Annotated in this window: 18 protein-coding genes; 3 read left to right on the forward strand and 15 right to left on the reverse strand. The window is 72.9% G+C overall.

What is annotated here, in order from left to right; genetic code table 11:
* Positions 1-74: 74 nt before the first annotated feature.
* Positions 75-554 (forward strand): hypothetical protein, encoded by a 480-nt coding sequence (locus tag AB0H71_RS27955; protein ID WP_357026692.1) that lies wholly within the window; start codon positions 75-77, stop codon positions 552-554.
* Here the strand turns inward: AB0H71_RS27955 and AB0H71_RS27960 are convergent.
* The 9 genes from AB0H71_RS27960 to AB0H71_RS28000 all read right to left on the reverse strand — a co-directional run bounded on the left by AB0H71_RS27960 (position 512) and on the right by AB0H71_RS28000 (position 8,856).
* A complete protein-coding gene (locus tag AB0H71_RS27960) occupies positions 512-1,753 on the reverse strand; it encodes a crosslink repair DNA glycosylase YcaQ family protein (RefSeq protein WP_357026694.1) in 1,242 nt (413 codons plus the stop codon). The two genes, AB0H71_RS27955 and AB0H71_RS27960, sit on opposite strands and share 43 nt — an antisense overlap.
* Before the next feature lie 31 nt (positions 1,754-1,784).
* Positions 1,785-2,807, reverse strand: coding sequence for a hypothetical protein (locus AB0H71_RS27965; protein WP_357026696.1), 1,023 nt, complete (start codon positions 2,805-2,807; stop codon positions 1,785-1,787).
* Positions 2,800-4,071 (reverse strand): ATP-binding protein, encoded by a 1,272-nt coding sequence (locus AB0H71_RS27970; RefSeq protein ID WP_357026698.1) that lies wholly within the window; start codon positions 4,069-4,071, stop codon positions 2,800-2,802. Before AB0H71_RS27970 ends, AB0H71_RS27965 begins: the two co-directional genes overlap by 8 nt.
* Complete coding sequence (locus tag AB0H71_RS27975) at positions 4,068-4,742, reverse strand: response regulator transcription factor (RefSeq protein ID WP_357026928.1); 675 nt, start codon at positions 4,740-4,742, stop codon at positions 4,068-4,070. The genes AB0H71_RS27970 and AB0H71_RS27975 overlap by 4 nt, the downstream gene beginning before the upstream one ends.
* Positions 4,743-4,837: 95 nt before the next feature.
* Positions 4,838-5,290: a flavodoxin family protein gene (locus tag AB0H71_RS27980; RefSeq protein WP_357026700.1), complete on the reverse strand. Its 453-nt coding sequence runs from the start codon at positions 5,288-5,290 to the stop codon at positions 4,838-4,840.
* A gap of 4 nt (positions 5,291-5,294) precedes the next feature.
* The gene (locus AB0H71_RS27985) at positions 5,295-5,771 is read right to left on the reverse strand and encodes a hypothetical protein (protein WP_357026702.1); all 477 of its coding nucleotides are present in this window, start codon (positions 5,769-5,771) and stop codon (positions 5,295-5,297) included.
* Positions 5,768-6,514: a 4-hydroxy-tetrahydrodipicolinate reductase gene (dapB, locus tag AB0H71_RS27990; RefSeq protein ID WP_357026704.1), complete on the reverse strand. Its 747-nt coding sequence runs from the start codon at positions 6,512-6,514 to the stop codon at positions 5,768-5,770. The genes AB0H71_RS27985 and dapB overlap by 4 nt, the downstream gene beginning before the upstream one ends.
* A gap of 31 nt (positions 6,515-6,545) precedes the next feature.
* The gene (locus tag AB0H71_RS27995; RefSeq protein WP_357026706.1) at positions 6,546-7,655 is read right to left on the reverse strand and encodes an alcohol dehydrogenase catalytic domain-containing protein; all 1,110 of its coding nucleotides are present in this window, start codon (positions 7,653-7,655) and stop codon (positions 6,546-6,548) included.
* Between the two features lie 10 nt (positions 7,656-7,665).
* Complete coding sequence (locus AB0H71_RS28000) at positions 7,666-8,856, reverse strand: MFS transporter (RefSeq protein ID WP_357026708.1); 1,191 nt, start codon at positions 8,854-8,856, stop codon at positions 7,666-7,668.
* 91 nt (positions 8,857-8,947) lie between these two features.
* Here AB0H71_RS28000 and AB0H71_RS28005 point away from each other — a divergent pair, with 91 nt between their 5' ends.
* Complete coding sequence (locus tag AB0H71_RS28005; protein ID WP_357026710.1) at positions 8,948-9,262, forward strand: helix-turn-helix domain-containing protein; 315 nt, start codon at positions 8,948-8,950, stop codon at positions 9,260-9,262.
* A gap of 90 nt (positions 9,263-9,352) precedes the next feature.
* Here AB0H71_RS28005 and AB0H71_RS28010 read toward each other — a convergent pair whose 3' ends face one another.
* The 4 genes from AB0H71_RS28010 to AB0H71_RS28025 form a co-directional block, all read right to left on the reverse strand.
* Positions 9,353-10,618: a pitrilysin family protein gene (locus tag AB0H71_RS28010; RefSeq protein ID WP_357026930.1), complete on the reverse strand. Its 1,266-nt coding sequence runs from the start codon at positions 10,616-10,618 to the stop codon at positions 9,353-9,355.
* Between the two features lie 125 nt (positions 10,619-10,743).
* Complete coding sequence (locus AB0H71_RS28015; protein WP_357026712.1) at positions 10,744-13,032, reverse strand: polyribonucleotide nucleotidyltransferase; 2,289 nt, start codon at positions 13,030-13,032, stop codon at positions 10,744-10,746.
* Between the two features lie 908 nt (positions 13,033-13,940).
* Positions 13,941-14,210 carry a 30S ribosomal protein S15 gene (rpsO, locus tag AB0H71_RS28020; protein WP_357026714.1) on the reverse strand — a complete coding sequence of 90 codons (270 nt, stop codon included), beginning with the start codon at positions 14,208-14,210 and terminating at the stop codon, positions 13,941-13,943.
* 107 nt (positions 14,211-14,317) lie between these two features.
* Entirely contained in the window at positions 14,318-15,280 is a 963-nt protein-coding gene (locus AB0H71_RS28025) for a bifunctional riboflavin kinase/FAD synthetase (RefSeq protein WP_357026716.1), read from the reverse strand.
* 228 nt (positions 15,281-15,508) lie between these two features.
* Here AB0H71_RS28025 and AB0H71_RS28030 point away from each other — a divergent pair, with 228 nt between their 5' ends.
* Positions 15,509-16,177 (forward strand): metal-dependent transcriptional regulator, encoded by a 669-nt coding sequence (locus AB0H71_RS28030; protein ID WP_357026932.1) that lies wholly within the window; start codon positions 15,509-15,511, stop codon positions 16,175-16,177.
* 27 nt (positions 16,178-16,204) lie between these two features.
* Here AB0H71_RS28030 and AB0H71_RS28035 read toward each other — a convergent pair whose 3' ends face one another.
* On the reverse strand, positions 16,205-17,278 hold the full coding sequence (locus AB0H71_RS28035) for a tartrate dehydrogenase (protein ID WP_357026718.1): 1,074 nt from the start codon (positions 17,276-17,278) through the stop codon (positions 16,205-16,207).
* Complete coding sequence (locus AB0H71_RS28040) at positions 17,275-18,735, reverse strand: NAD-dependent succinate-semialdehyde dehydrogenase (protein ID WP_357026720.1); 1,461 nt, start codon at positions 18,733-18,735, stop codon at positions 17,275-17,277. Before AB0H71_RS28040 ends, AB0H71_RS28035 begins: the two co-directional genes overlap by 4 nt.
* Positions 18,736-18,746: the final 11 nt, after the last annotated feature.

The following is an 18,746-nucleotide window of genomic DNA, read 5'->3' on the forward strand; positions in this document are numbered from 1 at the left end:
ACTGACACCATACCGACATCGAGTGGCGTCACGGATTTCTTGCCATGACATCACGGAGACGCCATGCTGGTGTCATGAATCTCGACAGCTACACCGCCCGCCTCCGCGCCGACCTGGTCGCCGCGGCCGCGCTCGGCGACGAGAAGACCCGCGCCACCGCCGAGGCGCTGGCCACCGCCGTGGAGAGCTCCGCGCGGCTGATGCTGCTGGCCGCGCTCTCGGACCTCGCCGCCGAGGTGAGCACCGCGCTCGGCGACCGCACGGTGCACGTCTCGGTCCGGGGCGCGGACGCCGCGGTCGATGTGCGCCCGGTCGCCAAGGAGGGCGCCGATACCCCGCCCACCTTCGAGGAGATGACCGGCGATATCAGCCGGGTCACGCTGCGGCTGGTGGAGCAGCTGAAGTCGCGCGCCGAGGAGGCCGCGGCGCAGAGCGGGCAGTCGCTCAACTCCTGGCTCTCGCACGCCGTCAGCAATACCCTGCGCGACCAGATGCGGGGCTACGGCGGCGGTTACGGCCCGAGCTCCAAGCCGGAGCCGCGCGGCGACGCCTGAGCCAGCTCCGGCATGAGATCCCCGCGGTCGCCGAGCACCACGTCGTCCAGCTCCAGCCAGTCGGCCATCTCGCGCAGCGCCTCGGCCAGCGCGGCCGCGGTGTAGGGGGTGGCGTGGCCGGGCTCGGCGAAGGCGGCGGGGACGAGCAGCCGCCCGGCCGCGCGCTCGGCGCGTAGATCGACCCGGCCCACCAGCTGCCCGTCCAGCAGGAACGGGAAGACGTAGTAGCCGTGCACGCGCTTGGGCTCGGGGGTGTAGATCTCGATCCGGTAGTGGAAGCCGAACACCCGCTCGGTGCGGGGGCGGCAGAAGACCAGCGGGTCGAAGGGGCAGAGCAGCGCGGCGCCGGAGATCCGGCGCGGCGCCGGGGCGCCCGCGCGCAGGTAGCCGGGGCGATCCCAGCCCTCGACGGCGACCGGGATGAGCTCGCCGGCGTCGACCAGCTCGGCGATGGCCGGTTCGGTCTGCTTGCGCTGCATGCGGTAGTAGTCGCGCAGGTCGGGCTCGGTGGCGACGCCGAGCGCGGTGGCGGCCCGGCGCACCAGCTCGCGCACCGCCTCCTCCTGCGGCACCGCCCTGGCGTGCAGCTCCGACGGGATCACCCGCTCGGCCAGGTCGTAGTAGCGGGTGAAGCCGGTGCGGTGGCTCACCGAGACGGTGCCCGCCGCGAAGAGCTGCTCGCAGATGGTCTTGGTGTCGGTGAGATCCCACCAGGAGCCGCGCGGGCGCGGCTTGTCCAGCTCCAGGTGCTTCTCGACCTCCGCGGCGTTGGCCGGGCCCACCTCGGTGAGCACGTCCACGATGTCGGCGCCGAGGGTCGGGTTGCGCTCCAGCACCCGGCGCATCCCGGCCCAGCGACCGTGCTCGTACTGCGTCATCCGCCAGCGGAAGAGCGGCCAGTCCTCGACCGGGATCAGCGCGGCCTCGTGCGCCCAGTACTCCACCAGCCGGCGCGGGGTGCGCGCCCGGTGCCGCCAGGCCGCGTCGTCCAGCAGTGAGCGGTCGTAGCCGCCGATCCGGCTGAAGACCGGCGCGTAGTGCGCGCGCACCACCGCCGAGACCGAATCGATCTGCAGCAGCTGGGTTCTGGCCAGTACGTCGAGGACCGTCCTGCGGGTGGTGACAGCGGGCCTGCGCCGCCCGAACCCCTGGGCCGCCAGCGCCGTCCGGCGCGCGACGGCCGCACTCATCGTCCGCATGCTGCGCAGGATGCCACGGGGGTCCGACAGGTCAGGTGGAGACCCGGACGTCGCCGGCGGCGTCGATCTCGATCCGCCGGTCCCCCGCGCCCGCGGCGGCGAGCACGGTGGCCAGTACCCGGCGGCCCATGGGCAGCACCCGCACGGTGACGGTGCCGTCTGTGGCGGCGTCCAGCTCCTTCGCGGCGGCGTCCACCACCCGCTCGCGCACCCACCGCGGCACCCCGGCGAAGCCGCCGTCGTCCAGCAGCACCACCTCGACCCCGCGCGCGCGGGCGCCGCGCGCGGCGGCGCTCAGCTCGTCGGTGACCAGCTGCGGGGCACGCAGCCCGTCCCTGAGCTCGGCCTCCAGCAGCCTGCACTCCTCGCGGTCCCTGCCGTTCAGGTCGGCGCCCGCGGCGATCCGCTCCAGCATGGGCCGGGCCAGCCGGTCCAGCCGGGCGAGCTGGCGGTCCCGCTCGCCGTTCTCCGCGGCCAGGGTGGCCTCGGCGGCGGCCCGCAGCGTCGCCTCCTCGCGCAGCGTGCGCAGCGAGCGCTGGGTGGGCCGCATGACGGCGGCGAAGAGCGAGACCCCGGCCACGGTGCCGATCGGCACGATGGTGCCGACGAAGGCGCCGCCGGTCATCCCCTCGGCCGCGGCCAGCACCGCGATCACCCCCGCGGTGGCCGCCACCCCGATCCAGGCGGCGCCGAGCCGGCCGCGCAGCACCAGCAGGGCGAGCACGTAGGAGGCGGCGAAGGCGGTCGAGACCTGCGGCGCGTCGCCGCGCTCCGGCAGCCCGGTCATGGTGAGCACCGCCGCGATCGGGGCGGCGAGCACCACCAGCGCGGTCGCGCTGGCCGGGAGCGGGTCGACCGGGATGACCAGCACCAGCAGCCCGGCCGCGGCCAGCGCGAGCAGCGCGAGCAGCGCGGGGATCGGCGGCGATCCGGCGAAGTTGCGCACCATATAGAGCACGATGATGGCCTCGAAGCCGACCAGGAAGAGCCAGGCGGCGCCGTCGCGCAGCCCGAGCAGGTCGCGCAGCGCGAAATCGGTGTCCCGGTCAGCCATCGTCGCCCCACACCAGCGTCACCGTGGTGCCCTCGCCGCGGTGTGATTCCACGAATCCCGCGCCGCCGGGGAGCCTGCTCATCCGGCCGAGGATGCTGACCGCGACGCCGAGCCGGTCCGGCGGCACCGCGCGGAGGTCGAAACCGGCGCCGTCGTCGCGCAGCACCACGCGGATACCGCCCGCGCCGATCGTCACGGTGACGGTGCGGCGGACGGCGCGGCCGGGCACGGCGGCGTGCCGCAGGCTGTTCCGCGCCGCCTCGGTGAGCGCGGCGGCCAGCGTCACCGCGGCCTCCAGCGGCATGTCCAGGTCGCCGCCCGCCCCCGGGCGCTGCGCGCCGAACTCGATCTCCGGGTTCACCTCGTGCACCGCGGAGCGCAGGAAGCCGATGGCGGACTGCGCGTCCAGCCGGTCCGGCGCGATGCCGCCGCCGCGCACCGCGTCCAGCTGCGCGATCGTGCGCTGGGCCTGCTTGTGCAGCACGCTCGGCTCGGTGCAGCCGCCGCGCGAGGCGTCGAGCAGGGTGGAGAGCACCGCGTCGTGGATGAGCGCGGCGAAGCGGGCGCGCTCCCGCTCCCTGGCCGCCGCCCCGGCCACCGCGGCCGCGCGCCTGCCCTCCAGCGCCGACTCCCGGTCCACCCGGGCCGCCGCCGCCCGCGCGTAGATGACGCACCAGGCGAAGAGCGCGGCCAGCCCGCCCGACCTCGCCACCGCGCTGACGAAGGCCGCCGCCGTGACCTCCGGCAGCACCGCGGCATTGGCCGCCGAGACCAGCACGCAGCTGAGCACCAGGTACCCGACGGCGAAGGCGAGCCGCCAGGAGAGCGCCGCGGCCAGCACCCCGAGCACCAGTACCCGGTACAGCCAGATCTGCTCCGAGCCCGACGCCAGCACCGGGTAGGTGCTCGGCACCATGAGCGCGGCCAGCAGGAAGCTCACCGCCGCGGCGGCGGCCGTGCGCTGGATCGCCCTGCGGTTCATCCCCACCGAGATCACCGCGAGCACCGGGAAGAGCCCGAAGGCCAGCACCACGGTGAGCAGCACCCGGCCCGGGTCGGCGCCGCGGCTCTGGTCCGCGATCTCCGGCAGCTCCACCAGCCCGACGATCACCCCGGCGATACCGACACTCAGCCCGAGCCGGCGCAGGATGCGGTCGGCGGCGGGCTCGGCGGCCGGGCCCGCCGCGATGGAGAGCAGCCCGCGCACCCAGCGGCCCGCGGGGACCCGGACGGATTCGACGGGGGCGACGGCGCCCGCGGTCATGCCCTGCTGTTGCGCTCGGGCATCGGGAGCCAACCGTCCTCCACCGCGCGCTTGTACAGGTCGGTCTTGGTCGGCGCCGGGCGCCCGGCGTCGGCGTACTTCTGCCGGATCCGGCCCAGGTAGTCGTTGACGGTCTGCTCGGAGAGGCCGGTCAGCCGGGCCACCCGGGAGGCCTTCTCGCCGGAGGCGTACAGCATCAGCACCTCCTCCTGGCGCGGGCTCAGCCCGACATCGGAGAGCTGCGGATCGCCGTCGATGGCGGCGGCCCAGTCGGTGGTCACCACCTGTTCGCCGGAGGCCGCGCGGCGCACCGCCGCCACCACCGTCGGCACATCCTCCGACTTGCGCACCACGCCGAGCACCCCCGCCCGCGCCGCCGACCGCACCAGGAACGCATTGTCGGCGCCGGTGAACACCAGCACCTCGATCCCGCGCCCGCGCAGCGCGCGCACATTGTCCTCCGGCACCGAGCCGTCGGCGAGCCGCAGATCCAGCACGGCCAAGTCGAGATCAGCTGTGGCGGCGAGCAGTTCGGCGACGGTGCCCGCGGTGTGCACCAGATCGAGGTCGGGTTCGGGGGCCAGCATCGCGGCCAGGCCGATCGCCACCGATTCGTGGTCCTCCACCAGCCCGATCCGCCGGGCCGGTGCGCCGTCCTCGCCCCAGGTCACCTCGGTACTCCCCTCTTTGGCCGTCGTGTGCGGCACGTGCAGGAAGTATGCCGGGTGCGGGGGGTGCAGTCAGCCCACCAGAATCGGGGGCGCGGTCATCCCATCAGTTGCGCGGCGAGGGTGCCGCCGAGTTCCCAGCACTGTTCGAGGTCGGCCTTGGACGGCTTGCCCGAAACGACGACGTGCTCGGCAGCTTTGACCCAGCCGAGGCCGGTGGTGATCGCGTCGATGGCGCGCACCGCGCCCTCGGTGCCCTCGTTCCCGTGCAGGTAGAGGCCGAAGGGGCGGCCGCGGGTGGTGTCGAGGGCCTGGTAGTAGACGGTGTCGAAGGCGTGCTTGAGGGCGCCGCTCATGTAGCCGAGGTTGGCGGGGGTGCCGAGGAGGTAGCCGTCGGCCTCCAGGACATCGAGGGGCGCGACTGAGAGCGCGGGGCGGCGGACGACCTCGACGCCCTCGATCTCGGGATCGGTGGCCCCGCGCAGCACCGCCTCGAACATCTCGTGCGTGTGCGGCGAGGGGGTGTGGTGGATGATCAGCAGGCGGGGCACGGGGTCACCGGTCCAGGCGTTCCAGGGCGACGGCGCGGCGCATGACCTCCCGGGCGCGGGAGCGGTCCCCGGCCAGGTCGTAGGCGCGGGCCAGGCGGTAGGAGGAGCGCCAGTTGTCGGGGTCGGCTTCCCATTCAGTCTTGACCTGCGCGAAGAGCGCGTCGGCGGCGGCGGTCTCGACGCGGCCGGAGGGGCGGCGCGGCAGATCGGCGGTGTCGAGTTCGCGGCCCTCGGCGTGCATGCGGCGCGCCAGGTGCTGGTGCGCCAGCGCGGCGCGCAGGGTGGCGACCACGATCCAGACGCCGATGATCGGCAGGATCAGCACCCCGGCGCCGATCGCGACGGCCGCCGCCTCGCCGGAGGTGAGCAGCTCGAGCGCGATCCGGCCGAGCAACAGGAAGTAGAAGCCGAGCGCCAGCACCAGGGCGGCGATGAAGGCGACCCGCTTCAGCACCTCGCGGGCGGGGGCGGATTCGGTCACAGATCCAGCAGCGGGTCGAGCCCGACGGTGAGGCCGGGGCGGGCGGCGATACTCCGGACGCCGAGCAGCACGCCGGGGGCGAAGGAGTCGCGGTCGATGGAGTCGTGCCGGATGGTCAGCGTCTCGCCCTGGGTGCCGAAGAGCACCTCCTGGTGCGCCACCAGCCCGGCGAGCCGCACCGAGTGCACCCGCACCCCGTCGACGTCGGCGCCGCGCGCGCCCGCCAGCTCGGTGCTGGTGGCGTCGGGGCTGCGGCCGGCCCCGGCCTTCGCCCTGGCCTCGGCGATCAGCCGGGCGGTGCGGTAGGCGGTGCCGGAGGGCGCGTCCGCCTTGTTCGGGTGGTGCAGCTCCACCACCTCGACCGAGTCGAAGAAGCGCGCCGCCTGTTCGGCGAAGCGCATGGAGAGCACCGCGCCGATGGCGAAGTTGGGGGCGATCAGCACGCCGGTCGCGGGGCTCTCCGCCAGCCAGCCGCGCACCTCGGCGAGCCTGGCGTCATCGAAGCCGGTGGTGCCGACCACGGCGTGGATCCCGTGCTGCACCAGGAACTTCAGGTTGCCCATGACGACGTCGGGGTGCGTGAAGTCCACGACGACCTCGGTGTTCGCCTCGGTGAGGGCGGTCAGCGCGTCGTCCTTGTCGACGGTGGCGACCAGCTCCAGGTCGTCCGCCGCGTCCACCGCGGCGCAGATGGCCTGGCCGACCTTTCCCTGCGCACCGAGTACTCCGACCCGAATGGTCACCGCTTCTCCTCTCGTCCCGAACGTGGTGAGCCTAGCCGCCGAACACGATCACCTGACGCAGCGCGTTCCCGGCGGCCAGCTCGTCCATGGCGGCATTGATCTGCTCCAGCCCGATCCGGGCGGAGACCAGCCGCTCCACCGGCAGCCTGCCCGCGCGCCACAGCCGCACGTACTCGGGGATGTCCCTGGCGGGCACCGCGGAGCCCAGGTAGCTGCCGACGATCGAGCGGCCCTGCGCCACCAGCGCCAGCGGCGAGATGCTCGCGCGGGCGTCCGGGGCGGGCAGCCCGACGGTGACGGTGGTGCCGCCGGGCGCGGTGGCGGCGACCGCGGTCTCGAAGGCGCGGATATTGCCCGCGGCCTCCACCACCACCTCGGCCTGCACGCCCCGCTCGGCGACCTCGGCGGGGGTGAGCGCGGTGGCCGCGCCGAGCTCGCGGGCCAGCGCGAGCTTCTCCGGCACGGTGTCGACGGCGATCACCGCGCCGACCCCGAGCGAGACCGCGACCAGCACCGCCGCCATGCCGACGCCGCCGAGCCCGACCACCATGATCCGGTCGCCCTGCGCGGGCGGCGCCGAGTTGAGCAGCGCGCCGCCGCCGGTCAGCACCGCGCAGCCGAGCACCGCGGCGACCTCGGGCGGGACGTCGTCGTCGACCGGCACCACCGAGCGGCGGTCCACCACGGCGTGCGTGGCGAAGGCGGAGACGCCGAGGTGGTGGTGCACCTCGGCGCCGTCGCGGCGCAGCCGGCGGCCGCCGTTGAGCAGCTCGCCCGCATTGTTGGCGGCGCTGCCGGGTATGCACGGCGTGCGGCCCTCGCTGGCACAGCCCGCGCACTCGCCGCAGCGCGGCAGGAAGGTCATGACGACGCGCTGCCCGACGGCGATATCCGGCTCGCCGGGGCCGACGGCCTCGACCCGGCCCGCGGCCTCGTGCCCGAGCAGCATGGGCACCGGGCGCACCCGGTTGCCGTCGACCACGGAGAGATCCGAGTGGCACAGCCCCGCCGCCTCGATCCGGACCAGCAGCTCGCCCGGCCCCGGCTCGGCCAGCTCCAGCTCGGAGATGGTGAGCGGCGCCGAGTCGGCGAACGGGGCGGGCGCGGCGATGCGCTCCAGGACGGCTCCACGGATCCTCATGGCGCCGACGCTACTCCGCGCCCCGACGCCGCAGCCCGAGCCCGGCGGCGACCAGGCAGGCTACGGCGGCAGCGGAGACGAACCACGGGAAGACCGTGCTCAGCCCCCAGGTATTGGCGGCCCACCCGGCGAGCACCGTCGGCAGCGCCATGGCGGTGTAGGCGAGCAGGTAGTACGCCGACATGGTCTCGCCGCGCTTGTGCTGCGGCACCACATTCGACAGGTGCCGCAGCGAGCCACCGAAGCCGAGCCCGAAGGTCGCGCCGAGGAACACCCCGGCCAGCAGCACCGCGACCCAGCTGTGCGTGGCCAGCGCCGGGATCAGCGCGAGCAGCGCGAAGGCCATGCCGATATCGCCGATCACGGCGGCCCGCCGGGCCGGGACGCGGGTGGCGAAGAGCTGCACCAGCGCCGCGGCGAGCGCCGTCGCGGCCACCACCGCGCCGCCGAAGACCAGGTTGTGGATGCCGGTCTGGCGCGCGGCCAGCGAGGGGTAGAGCGAGAGCAGCACGCCGAGCACCGACCAGGCCGCCATCACGCCGATCGCGGAGAACCAGAAGTCGCCGCGGATCTCGGCGGGCACCGACGGCCTGGCGATCCGGATCCGCCCCGCCACCCGGGCCGCGTGCGGCTCGCGCAGCGCGATCACCCCGGCCGCGATGGCCAGGCAGACCACGCTGATCACCACGTACGGCGTGCGCAGCGGGTGCGGCGCGTACTGGGCGAGCAGCGCCGAGCCGAGGATCGTCACCGCCATCCCGACATTGAACGCCACCCCGCTCAGCTGCCCGGAGCGCGCGCCGCGGTGCGGCCGCAGGTCGAGCAGCGCGGCCGCGCCCGCCACCACGGTGGCGCCGACCGCCGTGCCGTGCAGCGCGCGGGCCAGCACCAGCATGGGCACCGAGTCGGCGGCGACGAAGACCACCAGCCCGGCGATCATGGTGCCGAAGGCGCCGAGCAGCACCGGCTTGCGGCCGAGCACATCCGAGATCCGGCCGGTGACCAGCACCGCGGCCAGCGCCGCGACGGCGTACACCGCGAAGATCACGGTGGTGGTGAGCGGCGAGAGGTTCCACTCGGACTCGTACAGCCCGTAGAGCGGCGCGGGCGCGCCGGAGACCCCGAGCGCGACCCCGGTCGCGATCAGGACGAGCGGATAGGCCCAGCGCTGCGCCGCCGGCTGGGCGATGGTCGCGGTCATCGCGGCTCCGTCCGATAGGTTTGATGGTTGTCGAACCGCACTCGACCATACGACCCGGGTACGATAGTCATCAAACCGAGTGAGGTAGATCATGAGCGAAGCGAACGTCTCCGCGCCGGTGGCGCCGCTGTCCGCCGTGCTCGGCGCGCTGCAGGACCCGGTCCGGCTGGAGATGGTGCGGCGGCTGGCGAATGCCGAGGGGCCGGTGCGGTGCGCGGCGCTCTACGACGCGATCAACAAGTCCACCGCCACCCACCACTTCAAGATCCTGCGCGAGGCGGGGGTGATCGAGCGGCTCACCGTCGAGGGGAACACCTGCCAGCGGCTGCGCCGCCGCGAGCTGGACGCCGCGCTGCCCGGGCTGCTGCCCGCGGTGGTCGAGGCGGCCAACCGCGGCGTGCGGTGACCGGGCCGGAGCGCGACCTCGCCGCGAACCGGGCCGCAGGTAGCCGACCCTCCGGCTCGCCCGCGGCCTCGGCAAGCGCCCCCCGACCCCCTAGTTCTCCACCAGCCTCCGCACCGCGACCGGCAGATCCCGGGTGCGGCGGTACGGCCCGGCGACCGCGGCCGCCATGGGCCGGGCGAGCAGGGTCCGCGCGACGGCGTCGACCTGCTCGGTCGTCACCGCGTCGATGCGCAGGAGCGTCTCGGAGACGCTGCGGTGATTCCCGTAGTTGAGCTCGCTGCGCCCGATCCGGTTCATCCGGGAGCCGGAGTCCTCCAGCCCGAGCACCAGCCCGCCGCGCAGTGAGCCCTTGGCGCGGGCGCACTCGGCGTCGGTGATGCCGTTCGCCGCCACGTCCTCCAGGACGCCGCGGGCGAGCGCGGCGACGGTGCCGAGGTTCTCCGGCTGGCAGCCGAGCGCGACCGAGAAGGCGCCGGTGTCGGCGAAGGTGTCGACGCCGGAGTACACCGAGTAGGCGAGCCCGCGCTCCTCCCGGATGGCCTGGAAGAGCCGGGAGCTGAGCCCGCCGCCGACCACGGTGTTGAGCACCGAGAGCGGCCAGCGCTTGTCGCCCTCGTGCCTGCCGTAGGCGCGCACGCCGAAGGCCAGGTGCGACTGCTCGCTGTCCCGGTTGCTCCAGTGCAGGGTGGGGGCAGTGCGGGTGCGGAAGCGGCCCTCGCGGCGCGGGGCGGGCGCGGCGGCCGGGTCGAGCCGCCCGGCGAAGGCGCGGTGCACGAGTTCGACGGTGTGCTCGTGCTCGATATTGCCCGCGACCGCGACGACCATCCGCTCCGGCCGGTAGCGGCGCTGGTGGAAGGAGCGCAGCTGGGTGGGGCGCATGGCCTCGATGGACTCCACCGAGCCGATGACCGGGCGGCCGATCGGGTGGTCGCCGAAGAGCGCGGTGAGGAAGGCGTCGCCGACCAGGTCCTCCGGGTCGTCGTCGCGCATGGCGATCTCCTCGAGCACCACCTGCCGCTCGACCTCGACGTCGGCGCCGCGGCACAGCCCGTTCAGCACCACGTCGGAGACGAGCTCGACCGCGAGCGGCAGGTCCTCGTCGATGACGTGCGCGTAGTAGCAGGTCTGTTCCTTGGCGGTGAAGGCGTTGAGCTCGCCGCCGACGGCGTCCATGGATTGCGCGATGTCCAGCGCGCTCCGGGTGGGGGTGGCTTTGAACAGCAGGTGTTCCAGGAAGTGCGCGGCGCCGGCGACGCCGGGCCCCTCGTCCCTGGAGCCGACGCCGACCCAGACGCCGACGGAGGCGGAGCGCACGCCGGGCACGTGCTCGGTGACGACGCGCAGCCCGCCGGGCAGCTCGGTGCGGCGGACCCCGCTGTCCGAGCCGAGTTCCTCGGCGGTGGCGGTTCGGAGCGACGAACCCCCCTGCTCAGCGCGGAGCAGAGGGGCCGTCGTGTTCTCGGTACTCACAGATACCGTGTCTACTCGCTTTCGGCGGCGGCGGCCTCGGGGGCCGCGGCTTCGGCGGAATCCTCGACCGGGACCAGCGAGATCTTGCCGCGGTTGTCGATGTCGGCGATCTCGACGCGCAGCTTGTCGCCGACGTTGACCACGTCCTCGACCTTGGCGACGCGCTTGCCGTTGCCCAGCTTGGAGATGTGCACCAGCCCGTCGCGGCCCGGCAGCAGCGAGACGAACGCGCCGAAGGCGGTGGTCTTCACGACCGTGCCGAGGAAGCGCTCGCCGACCTTCGGCAGCTGCGGGTTGGCGATGGCGTTGATCGCGTCGATCGCGGCCTGCGCCGACGGGCCGTCGGTCGCGCCGACGAACACGGTGCCGTCGTCCTCGATGGAGATATTGGCGCCGGTGTCCTCGGTGATCTGGTTGATGACCTTGCCCTTGGGGCCGATCACCTCGCCGATCTTGTCCACCGGGATCTTGATCGCGGTGACGCGCGGGGCGTACGGGCTCATCTCGTCCGGCGAGGTGATGGCCTCGGCCATGACGTCGAGGATGGTGGTGCGGGCGTCGTGCGCCTGCGCCAGCGCCCCGGCGAGCACCTGCGAGGGGATGCCGTCGAGCTTGGTGTCGAGCTGCAGCGCGGTGACGAAGTCGCGGGTGCCCGCGACCTTGAAGTCCATGTCGCCGAAGGCATCCTCGGCGCCGAGGATGTCGGTGAGCGCCACGTAGCGCACCTCGTCGGTGCCGTCGGCGCCGGTGACGGTGTCCGAGACCAGGCCCATGGCGATGCCGGCGACCGGCGCCTTGAGCGGGACGCCCGCGTTCAGCAGCGAGAGCGTCGAGGCGCAGACCGAGCCCATCGAGGTCGAGCCGTTGGAGCTCAGCGCCTCGGAGACCTGCCGGATGGCGTAGGGGAACTCCTCCTGGCTGGGCAGCACCGGCATCAGGGCCCGCTCGGCGAGCGCGCCGTGGCCAATCTCGCGCCGCTTGGGCGAGCCGACGCGGCCGGTCTCACCGGTGGAGTACGGCGGGAAGTTGTAGTGGTGCATGTAGCGCTTGCTGGTCTCCGGGCCGAGCGAGTCGACCTGCTGCGCCATCTTCACCATGTCCAGCGTGGTGACGCCCATGATCTGGGTCTCGCCGCGCTCGAACAGCGCCGAGCCGTGCGCCCGCGGGATCACCGCGACCTCGGCGGAGAGCGCGCGGATGTCGGCCAGGCCGCGGCCGTCGATCCGGAAGCTGTCGGTGAGGATGCGCTTGCGCACCAGCTTCTTGGTGAGCGAGCGGAAGGCGGCGCCCAGCTCCTTCTCCCGGCCGGCGAAGGTCTCGCCGAGCTGGTCGAGCACGGTGAGCTTGATCTCGTCGATCTTCTCCTCGCGCTCCTGCTTGCCCGCGATGCTCAGCGCCTCGCCGAGCTGCGCGGCGGCGGCGTTCTCGACGGCGGCGAAGACGTCGTCGCCGTAGGGCGGGAAGAGCGGGAACTCGCCGGTCGGCTTGGCGGCCAGCGCGGCGAGGTCGGCCTGCGCGCGGACCAGCCGGGCGATGAACGGCTTGGCGGCCTCGAGCCCCTCGGCCACGACGGCCTCGGTGGGCGCCTGCGCGCCGGCGTCGATCAGCGCGAGCACGTTCGTGGTGGCCTCGGCCTCGACCATCATGATGGCGACGTCACCGGAGTCGACCACGCGACCGGCCACGACCATGTCGAAGACGGCGTGCTCGAGCTGCTCGACCGTCGGGAAGGCGACCCACTGCTGGGCGCCGCCGACCGCCGGGTCCTGCAGCAGCGCGACCCGGACACCGCCGACCGGGCCGGAGAACGGCAGCCCGGCGATCTGGGTGGAGGCCGAGGCGGCGTTGATGGCGACCACGTCGTAGAGGTCGTTCGGGTCGAGGCTCAGGATGGTGACGACCACCTGGATCTCGTTGCGCAGCCCGTCGACGAAGGAGGGGCGCAGCGGCCGGTCGATCAGGCGGCAGGTGAGGATCGCGTCGGTGGAGGGGCGGCCCTCGCGGCGGAAGAAGGAGCCCGGGATGCGGCCGGCGGCGTACATCCGCTCCTCGACGTCGACCGTCAGCGGGAAGAAGTCGAAGTGGTCCTTGGGTGCCTTGCCCGCCGAGGTGGCGGAGAGCAGCATGGTCTCGTCGTCCAGGTAGGCGGCGACCGCGCCGGCCGCCTGCCGGGCCAGCCGGCCGGTCTCGAAGCGGACCGTGCGGGTGCCGTAGGCGCCGTTGTCGATCAGCGCGACGGACTCGTACACGCCGGGCTCGACCTCGACTGCCGTGGAGTTCCGTTCGATGGTGTCGGTCATATGTCTTTTCTCAACCTCTCGTCTTCGCCGGATCCAGCGCCCGTCGGGCGCGATCCGGCATTTCGTCAGCCGTTCCGGGTGCGGCCGCGCGGCAGCCTCGTGCTGCGCAACGCGCGCACCCGGCCGTTCCCCCTTGGGAGCGGCGACGCGGAGGCGGTCATCGATCGAAGCCCGCCGGACGGAGCCCTTGTCCGTGCCGGGAGGCCACTACCGAAGACCGACGCCACGCGACGGGTGCGTCCGGCTGTTGCCGTAGTTGTCCGGGCGCGAGAGCGGTGTCTCGCTGCCGCAGAGGAGCCAACGTCCAGATTGTACGTCTACCCGCGGGTAAATCGCCCAGAACCCCGGTCCTAGTGGCGGTGGCGCAGGTCAAAGCGCCTTTCCGGCGCGGCGGGTAGAGAAAAAGGGGGTTTCTCGGGGGCTGCGCCCCCGAACCCCCGCAGGGCTACGCCCCCCTCCCGCAGGCAAGGGGAAGGGGAAGGGGTTCCTCCGCCCCCGGGGCCGGGGTTGCTCTGCCCCGGGGCTGGGGTCCCTCCGCCCCCAGGGCTGGGGTTCCTCCCCGGGCTGGGGTTCCTCCGCCCCCAGGGCTGGGGTTGCTCCGCCCAGGTGGAATTACTCAGCTCTGAGCGATAAGCACGGACGGTGCCGCCAGGGTAGAGATGCGGGCCCGAAGCGGAGCGAGGGAACGGTCCGCTGGGACAGGACCACTTGGTATCGCTCGAGTGGGGAGATACCCCACCGACCCAGCCACCCCGGGGGCGAGTCTTACGAGCCCCGTTCGCGGCCGGCTCGCGTTCGAGCACTCGAAGCGCATGCGCCGCAGGCGCGAGTCTCGAGTGCTCGAACGCGAGCCATAGGGGCCGCGAACACGCGCGCCGCAGGCGCGCCAAAAAACACAGCCGGCGAGATTACCGCCTAAGCCCCAACCGCTCGATCAACGACCGGTACCGCTGGATATCGTTGTCAGCCAGGTACTTCGACAGCCGCTTCCGACGCCCGATGAGCGCCATCAGCCCGTGCCGAGTGTGGTGATCATGCTTGTGCTTCTTGAGGTGCTCGGTGATGTCGGCGATCCGCTTCGACAGCAGCGCGATCTGCGCCTCCGGCGACCCGGTGTCCTTCTCGTGCAGCCCGTACTCGGCCAGAATGCTCGACTTCTGCTCAGTGGTCAGCGCCATGCGGCATCCACTCCCATTTCTCAGTTCCGCGCGAATGGTCCCCGGCGAACCGGGCCTGGGCGCCGCCGCGGACCGCAGCAAACCCGAGGAGCCACCCTACCGGACCTTCACCCGCGGGCGAGCACCGCCCTGGCGGCGTCCACATCCCCGGCCATGGCTTCGACGAGCGCCTCGGTGGAGTCGAATTTGAGCATCCCCCGCAGATGCTGCACGAAGTCGACCGCGACATGCTGCCCGTAGAGATCGGCTTCCCGGTCCAGAACGTACGCCTCGACGGTCCGGGCCCGCCCGGAGAAGGTCGGGTTCGTGCCGACCGAGATAGCCGCCATGGCTCGCTGCCCCGGCGTCACGGTGCCGATGGTCGGCCCGGGCCCGAGCACGGTGAACCACCCCGCGTAGACCCCGTCGGCCGGGATGGCGGCGTGCATGGGCGGCGCGACGTTGGCGGTGGGGTATCCGAAGGTCCGCCCGCGCCCGTCGCCGTGCACGACGACGCCTTCGACGCGGTGCGGCCTGCCGAGCGCCTCGGTGGCGTTGGCCATGTCGCCGGCGTCGACGCAGGCCCGGATGTAGGTGGAGGAGTAGGTGACGGACTGTTCGCCGAGCAGGGTGGCGGCGTCGACCTCGAAGCCCCAGCGCAGCCCGAGTTCGCGCATGGTCTCGACATTGCCCGCGGCCTTCTTGCCGAAGGTGAAGTTGTCGCCGACCACGACCTCGGCGACGTGCAGCCGTTCGACCAGCAGGTCGTGCACGTAGCGGGAGGGGGTGAGCTTCATGAACTCGTGCGTGAACGGCATGACGCAGAACACGTCGACGCCGAGTTCTTCGGCGAGTTCGGCGCGCCGGGTGAGCGTGGTCAGTTGGGCGGGGTGCGACCCGGGCCGCACCACCTCCATGGGGTGCGGGTCGAAGGTCATGAGCACCGCGGGGACGCCGCGCGCGGCGGCGGCTTTCACCGCCCTGCTGATGAGTTGCGCGTGGCCCCGGTGCACACCGTCGAACACACCGATGGTGACCACGCAGCGTCCCCAGTCCGCGGGCACGTCGTCGAGGCTTCGCCATCTCAGCACAGTGCGCAGCCTACGCACTGTGCGCGCCGATGCGTATTCGGGCCGGGCCGGTCATGCTCGAGGTCACGGACGGTGGTCGGGGCGGTGAATCGGAGGTTGCCGGTGGCGGTGCGGCGTGTGGATCGGGCGCCGAGTGCATAAGCTCGAAATGTGCCCGGGAAACGAGACATCACGACCCGCCGCGAGCTGACCGACGCGCCGGAGCCCTCGGTGGACGGGGCCGCGACGGTGGCGCCGGTGCTGAGTTCGGTCGCGCAGGACTACCTGAAGGTGATCTGGACGGCGCAGGAGTGGTCGCCGGAGAAGGTGTCGACGAAGCTGCTGGCGGAGCGGATCGGGGTCTCCGCGTCGACGGTCTCGGAGGCGGTGCGGAAGCTGGCCGATCAGGGGCTGGTGGTGCACGCCCGCTACGGCGCGATCACGCTGACCGAGGACGGCAGGCGAGCGGCGATCGCCATGGTGCGCAGGCACCGGCTGCTGGAGACGTTCCTGGTGAGCGAGCTCGGCTACGGCTGGGACGAGGTGCACGACGAGGCGGAGATCCTGGAGCACGCGGTGTCGGAGCTGCTGATGGCGCGGATCGACGCGAAGCTCGGCTACCCGGATCGGGATCCGCACGGTGACCCGATCCCGTCGGTGGACGGCGCCGTGCCGACGCCGCCGGCCCGCCCGCTGAGCGAGTTCGCGGCGGGCGAGTCGGGGCGGGTGGCGCGGATCTCGGATTCCGATCCGGAGATGTTGCGCTACTTCGATTCGGTGGGGATCGCGCTGGACACGGTGATCAGTGTGGCCGAGCGCCGGGATTTCGCCGGGACCATCGCGATTCGCATCGGTACCGCCGAAACCCCGGTCGATCTCGGTCAGCCCGCGGCGGAAGCCATCTGGGTGACCACCTGACGTCGGGTGCGTCGAACGTAGACCGCGTCAGGCCGGCAGCGACTTCGCTCCCGCCAGTTCGCGGGCGCGGTCGGCGATCGCCGCGCCGAGTTCAGCTGTCGTGGATGTGCCCCCGAGGTCGGGGGTGAGCACCTCCCCCGCGCCGAGCACGTCGAGGACGGCCCGTTCGACGGCCTCCGCCGCGCCTTCTTCGCCGAGGTGGCGGAGCAGCATGGCCCCGGCGAGGATCTGCGCGACCGGGTTGGCGATCCCCTGACCCGCGATGTCGGGGGCACTTCCGTGCACCGCTTCGAACATGGACGGCGCGGAGCGGGTCGGGTCGATATTGCCCGACGGCGCCAGCCCGAGCCCGCCGGTGACCGCGGCCGCCAGGTCGGAGAGGATGTCGCCGAAGAGGTTCGAGCCGACGATGACGTCGAGCCGGTCGGGGTGCAGCACGATCTCCGCGGCCAGCGCGTCCACGTGCATCTGCCTGGTCTCCACCCCGGGGTACTCGGCGGCGACCTCGTCGAAGATCCGGTCCCAGTAGGGCATGGAGTGGATCAGCCCGTTGGACTTGGTAGCCGAGCAGAGCTTCCCGGAGCGCTCCGCGGCGCGGTCGAAGGCGTAGCGGATGATCCGCTCGCAGCCGACCCGGGTGAACACCGACTCCTGCAGCACGAATTCGTCCGGCCGCCCGGGGTTGTGCGTGCCGCCGATCTCCGAGTACTCCCCCTCGGAGTTCTCCCGGACGATGAGAATGTCCAGGTCCTCGGCGGTCCGCCCGCGCAGCGCGGATTCGGTGCCGGGCAGCAGTTTCACCGGCCGCAGGTTCACGTACTGACCGAAGGCGCGGCGCAGCGGGATCAGCAACCCCCACAGCGAGACGTGGTCCGGTACGCCGGGAAAGCCGACGGCGCCGAGCAGGATCGCGTCGAACCCGGCGAGCCGGGCGGGCCCGTCCGGCGGCATCATGGCGCCGGTGCGCAGGTAGTTCTCGCAGGACCAGTCGAACTCGGTCCACTCCAGCCCGGGCAGCACGGCGTCCAGCACCGCCACGGCCTCGACCGTCACGTCGACCCCGATGCCGTCGCCGGGGATGGTGGCAATCCGATAGCTCACAGTCGCACTCCGATGTATTTGGTCTCGAGGAATTCGTCGATCCCGGAGAAGCCGCCCTCGCGCCCGAGGCCGGACTCCTTGACGCCGCCGAAGGGCGCCGCCGGGTTGGACACCACGCCCTGGTTCAGGCCGACCATGCCGGTCTCCAGCGCCTCGCAGACTCGCAGCCCGCGCCGCAGGTTCTCCGTGAAGACGTAGGCGACCAGGCCGTACGGGGTGTCGTTGGCGCGGGTGATCGCCTCCTCCTCGGTGTCGAAGACGCCGATGGCGGCGACCGGGCCGAAGATCTCGGTGTGGCACAGCTCGGCGGCGTCCGGCACCCCGGTCAGCACGGTGGCCGGGTAGAAGTTGCCCGGCCCGGCCGGCCGCTCGCCGCCGGTGAGCACCTCGGCGCCGCGCTGCTTGGCATCGGCCACCAGCTGCTCGACCTTGGCGAGCGCGTCGGTGTCGATCAGAGGCCCGACGACCACGTCCGGCTCGGTGCCGCGGCCGATCGGCAGCGCCGCCATCCGCTCGGCGAGCCGCCTGCCGAACTCGTCGGCCACGCCGCGCTGCACCAGGATCCGGTTGGCGGCGGTGCATGCCTGCCCGATATTGCGCATCTTGGCGGCGAGCGCGCCCTCCACCGCCTCGTCCAGGTCGGCGTCGTCGAAGACCAGCAGCGGCGCATTGCCGCCGAGCTCCATGGAGGTGCGCATGACGGTGCCGGCGCACTGCTCGAGCAGCACCTTGCCGACCGCGGTCGAGCCGGTGAAGGAGAGCTTGCGGGAGCGCGGGTCGCGGATCATGGGCTCGATCACCGCGCCCGGGTCGGTGGTGGTGACCACGTTGACCACCCCGGCGGGCAGCCCGGCCTGCTCCAGCACCGCGGCCAGCGCGAGCATGGAGAGCGGTGTCTGCTCGGCCGGTTTGATCACGCTGGTGCAGCCGGCGGCGAGCGCGGGCGCGATCTTGCGGGCGCCCATGGCGATCGGGAAGTTCCACGGCGTGATGAGCAGGCTCGGGCCAACGGGCTGCTTGGTGACGAGGAAGCGCGAGCCGCCCGCGGGCGCCTGCATGTAGCCGCCGTCCAGCCGCACCGCCTCCTCGGCGAACCAGCGGAAGAACTCGGCGGCGTAGGCGATCTCGCCGCGCGCCTCGGCCAGCGGCTTGCCCATCTCCAGGGTGAGCACCAGCCCGAGCCGGTCGACGTCGGCGAGCAGCGCGCGGTGCACCCGCATGAGCAGGTCGCTGCGCTCGCGCGGCGGGGTCGCGGCCCAGTCGGGCTGCGCCTCCGCGGCGGCGGTGAGCGCGGCGATGCCGTCCGCGGCGCTCGCGTCGGCCACCTCGGCGATGGTCGCGCCGGTGGCCGGGTCGGCCACCGGGAAGGTGCGCGCGCCCTCCCGCCATTTGCCGCCGATGAACAGCCCCGTCGGCACGGTCTCCAGCGCGGCCCGCTCGTCTGACTGGGTGGGCATCCCGTCTCCTC

The organism is Nocardia sp. NPDC050697 (assembly GCF_040654395.1).
In the GTDB taxonomy this organism is placed as follows: domain Bacteria; phylum Actinomycetota; class Actinomycetes; order Mycobacteriales; family Mycobacteriaceae; genus Nocardia.

What these genes read in the sequence shown, in the direction of transcription:
- AB0H71_RS27960 (WP_357026694.1), bottom strand. Translation starts at nt 1,753, where the DNA reads ATGCGGACGATGAGTGCGGCCGTCGCGCGCCGGACGGCGCTGGCGGCC.
- AB0H71_RS27970 (WP_357026698.1), bottom strand. Translation starts at nt 4,071, where the DNA reads ATGACCGCGGGCGCCGTCGCCCCCGTCGAATCCGTCCGGGTCCCCGCG.
- AB0H71_RS27965 (WP_357026696.1), bottom strand. Translation starts at nt 2,807, where the DNA reads ATGGCTGACCGGGACACCGATTTCGCGCTGCGCGACCTGCTCGGGCTG.
- AB0H71_RS27955 (WP_357026692.1), top strand. Translation starts at nt 75, where the DNA reads ATGAATCTCGACAGCTACACCGCCCGCCTCCGCGCCGACCTGGTCGCC.
- rpsO (WP_357026714.1), bottom strand. Translation starts at nt 14,210, where the DNA reads ATGGCGCTGACCACTGAGCAGAAGTCGAGCATTCTGGCCGAGTACGGG.
- AB0H71_RS28000 (WP_357026708.1), bottom strand. Translation starts at nt 8,856, where the DNA reads ATGACCGCGACCATCGCCCAGCCGGCGGCGCAGCGCTGGGCCTATCCG.
- AB0H71_RS27995 (WP_357026706.1), bottom strand. Translation starts at nt 7,655, where the DNA reads ATGAGGATCCGTGGAGCCGTCCTGGAGCGCATCGCCGCGCCCGCCCCG.
- AB0H71_RS28040 (WP_357026720.1), bottom strand. Translation starts at nt 18,735, where the DNA reads ATGCCCACCCAGTCAGACGAGCGGGCCGCGCTGGAGACCGTGCCGACG.
- AB0H71_RS28005 (WP_357026710.1), top strand. Translation starts at nt 8,948, where the DNA reads ATGAGCGAAGCGAACGTCTCCGCGCCGGTGGCGCCGCTGTCCGCCGTG.
- AB0H71_RS28015 (WP_357026712.1), bottom strand. Translation starts at nt 13,032, where the DNA reads ATGACCGACACCATCGAACGGAACTCCACGGCAGTCGAGGTCGAGCCC.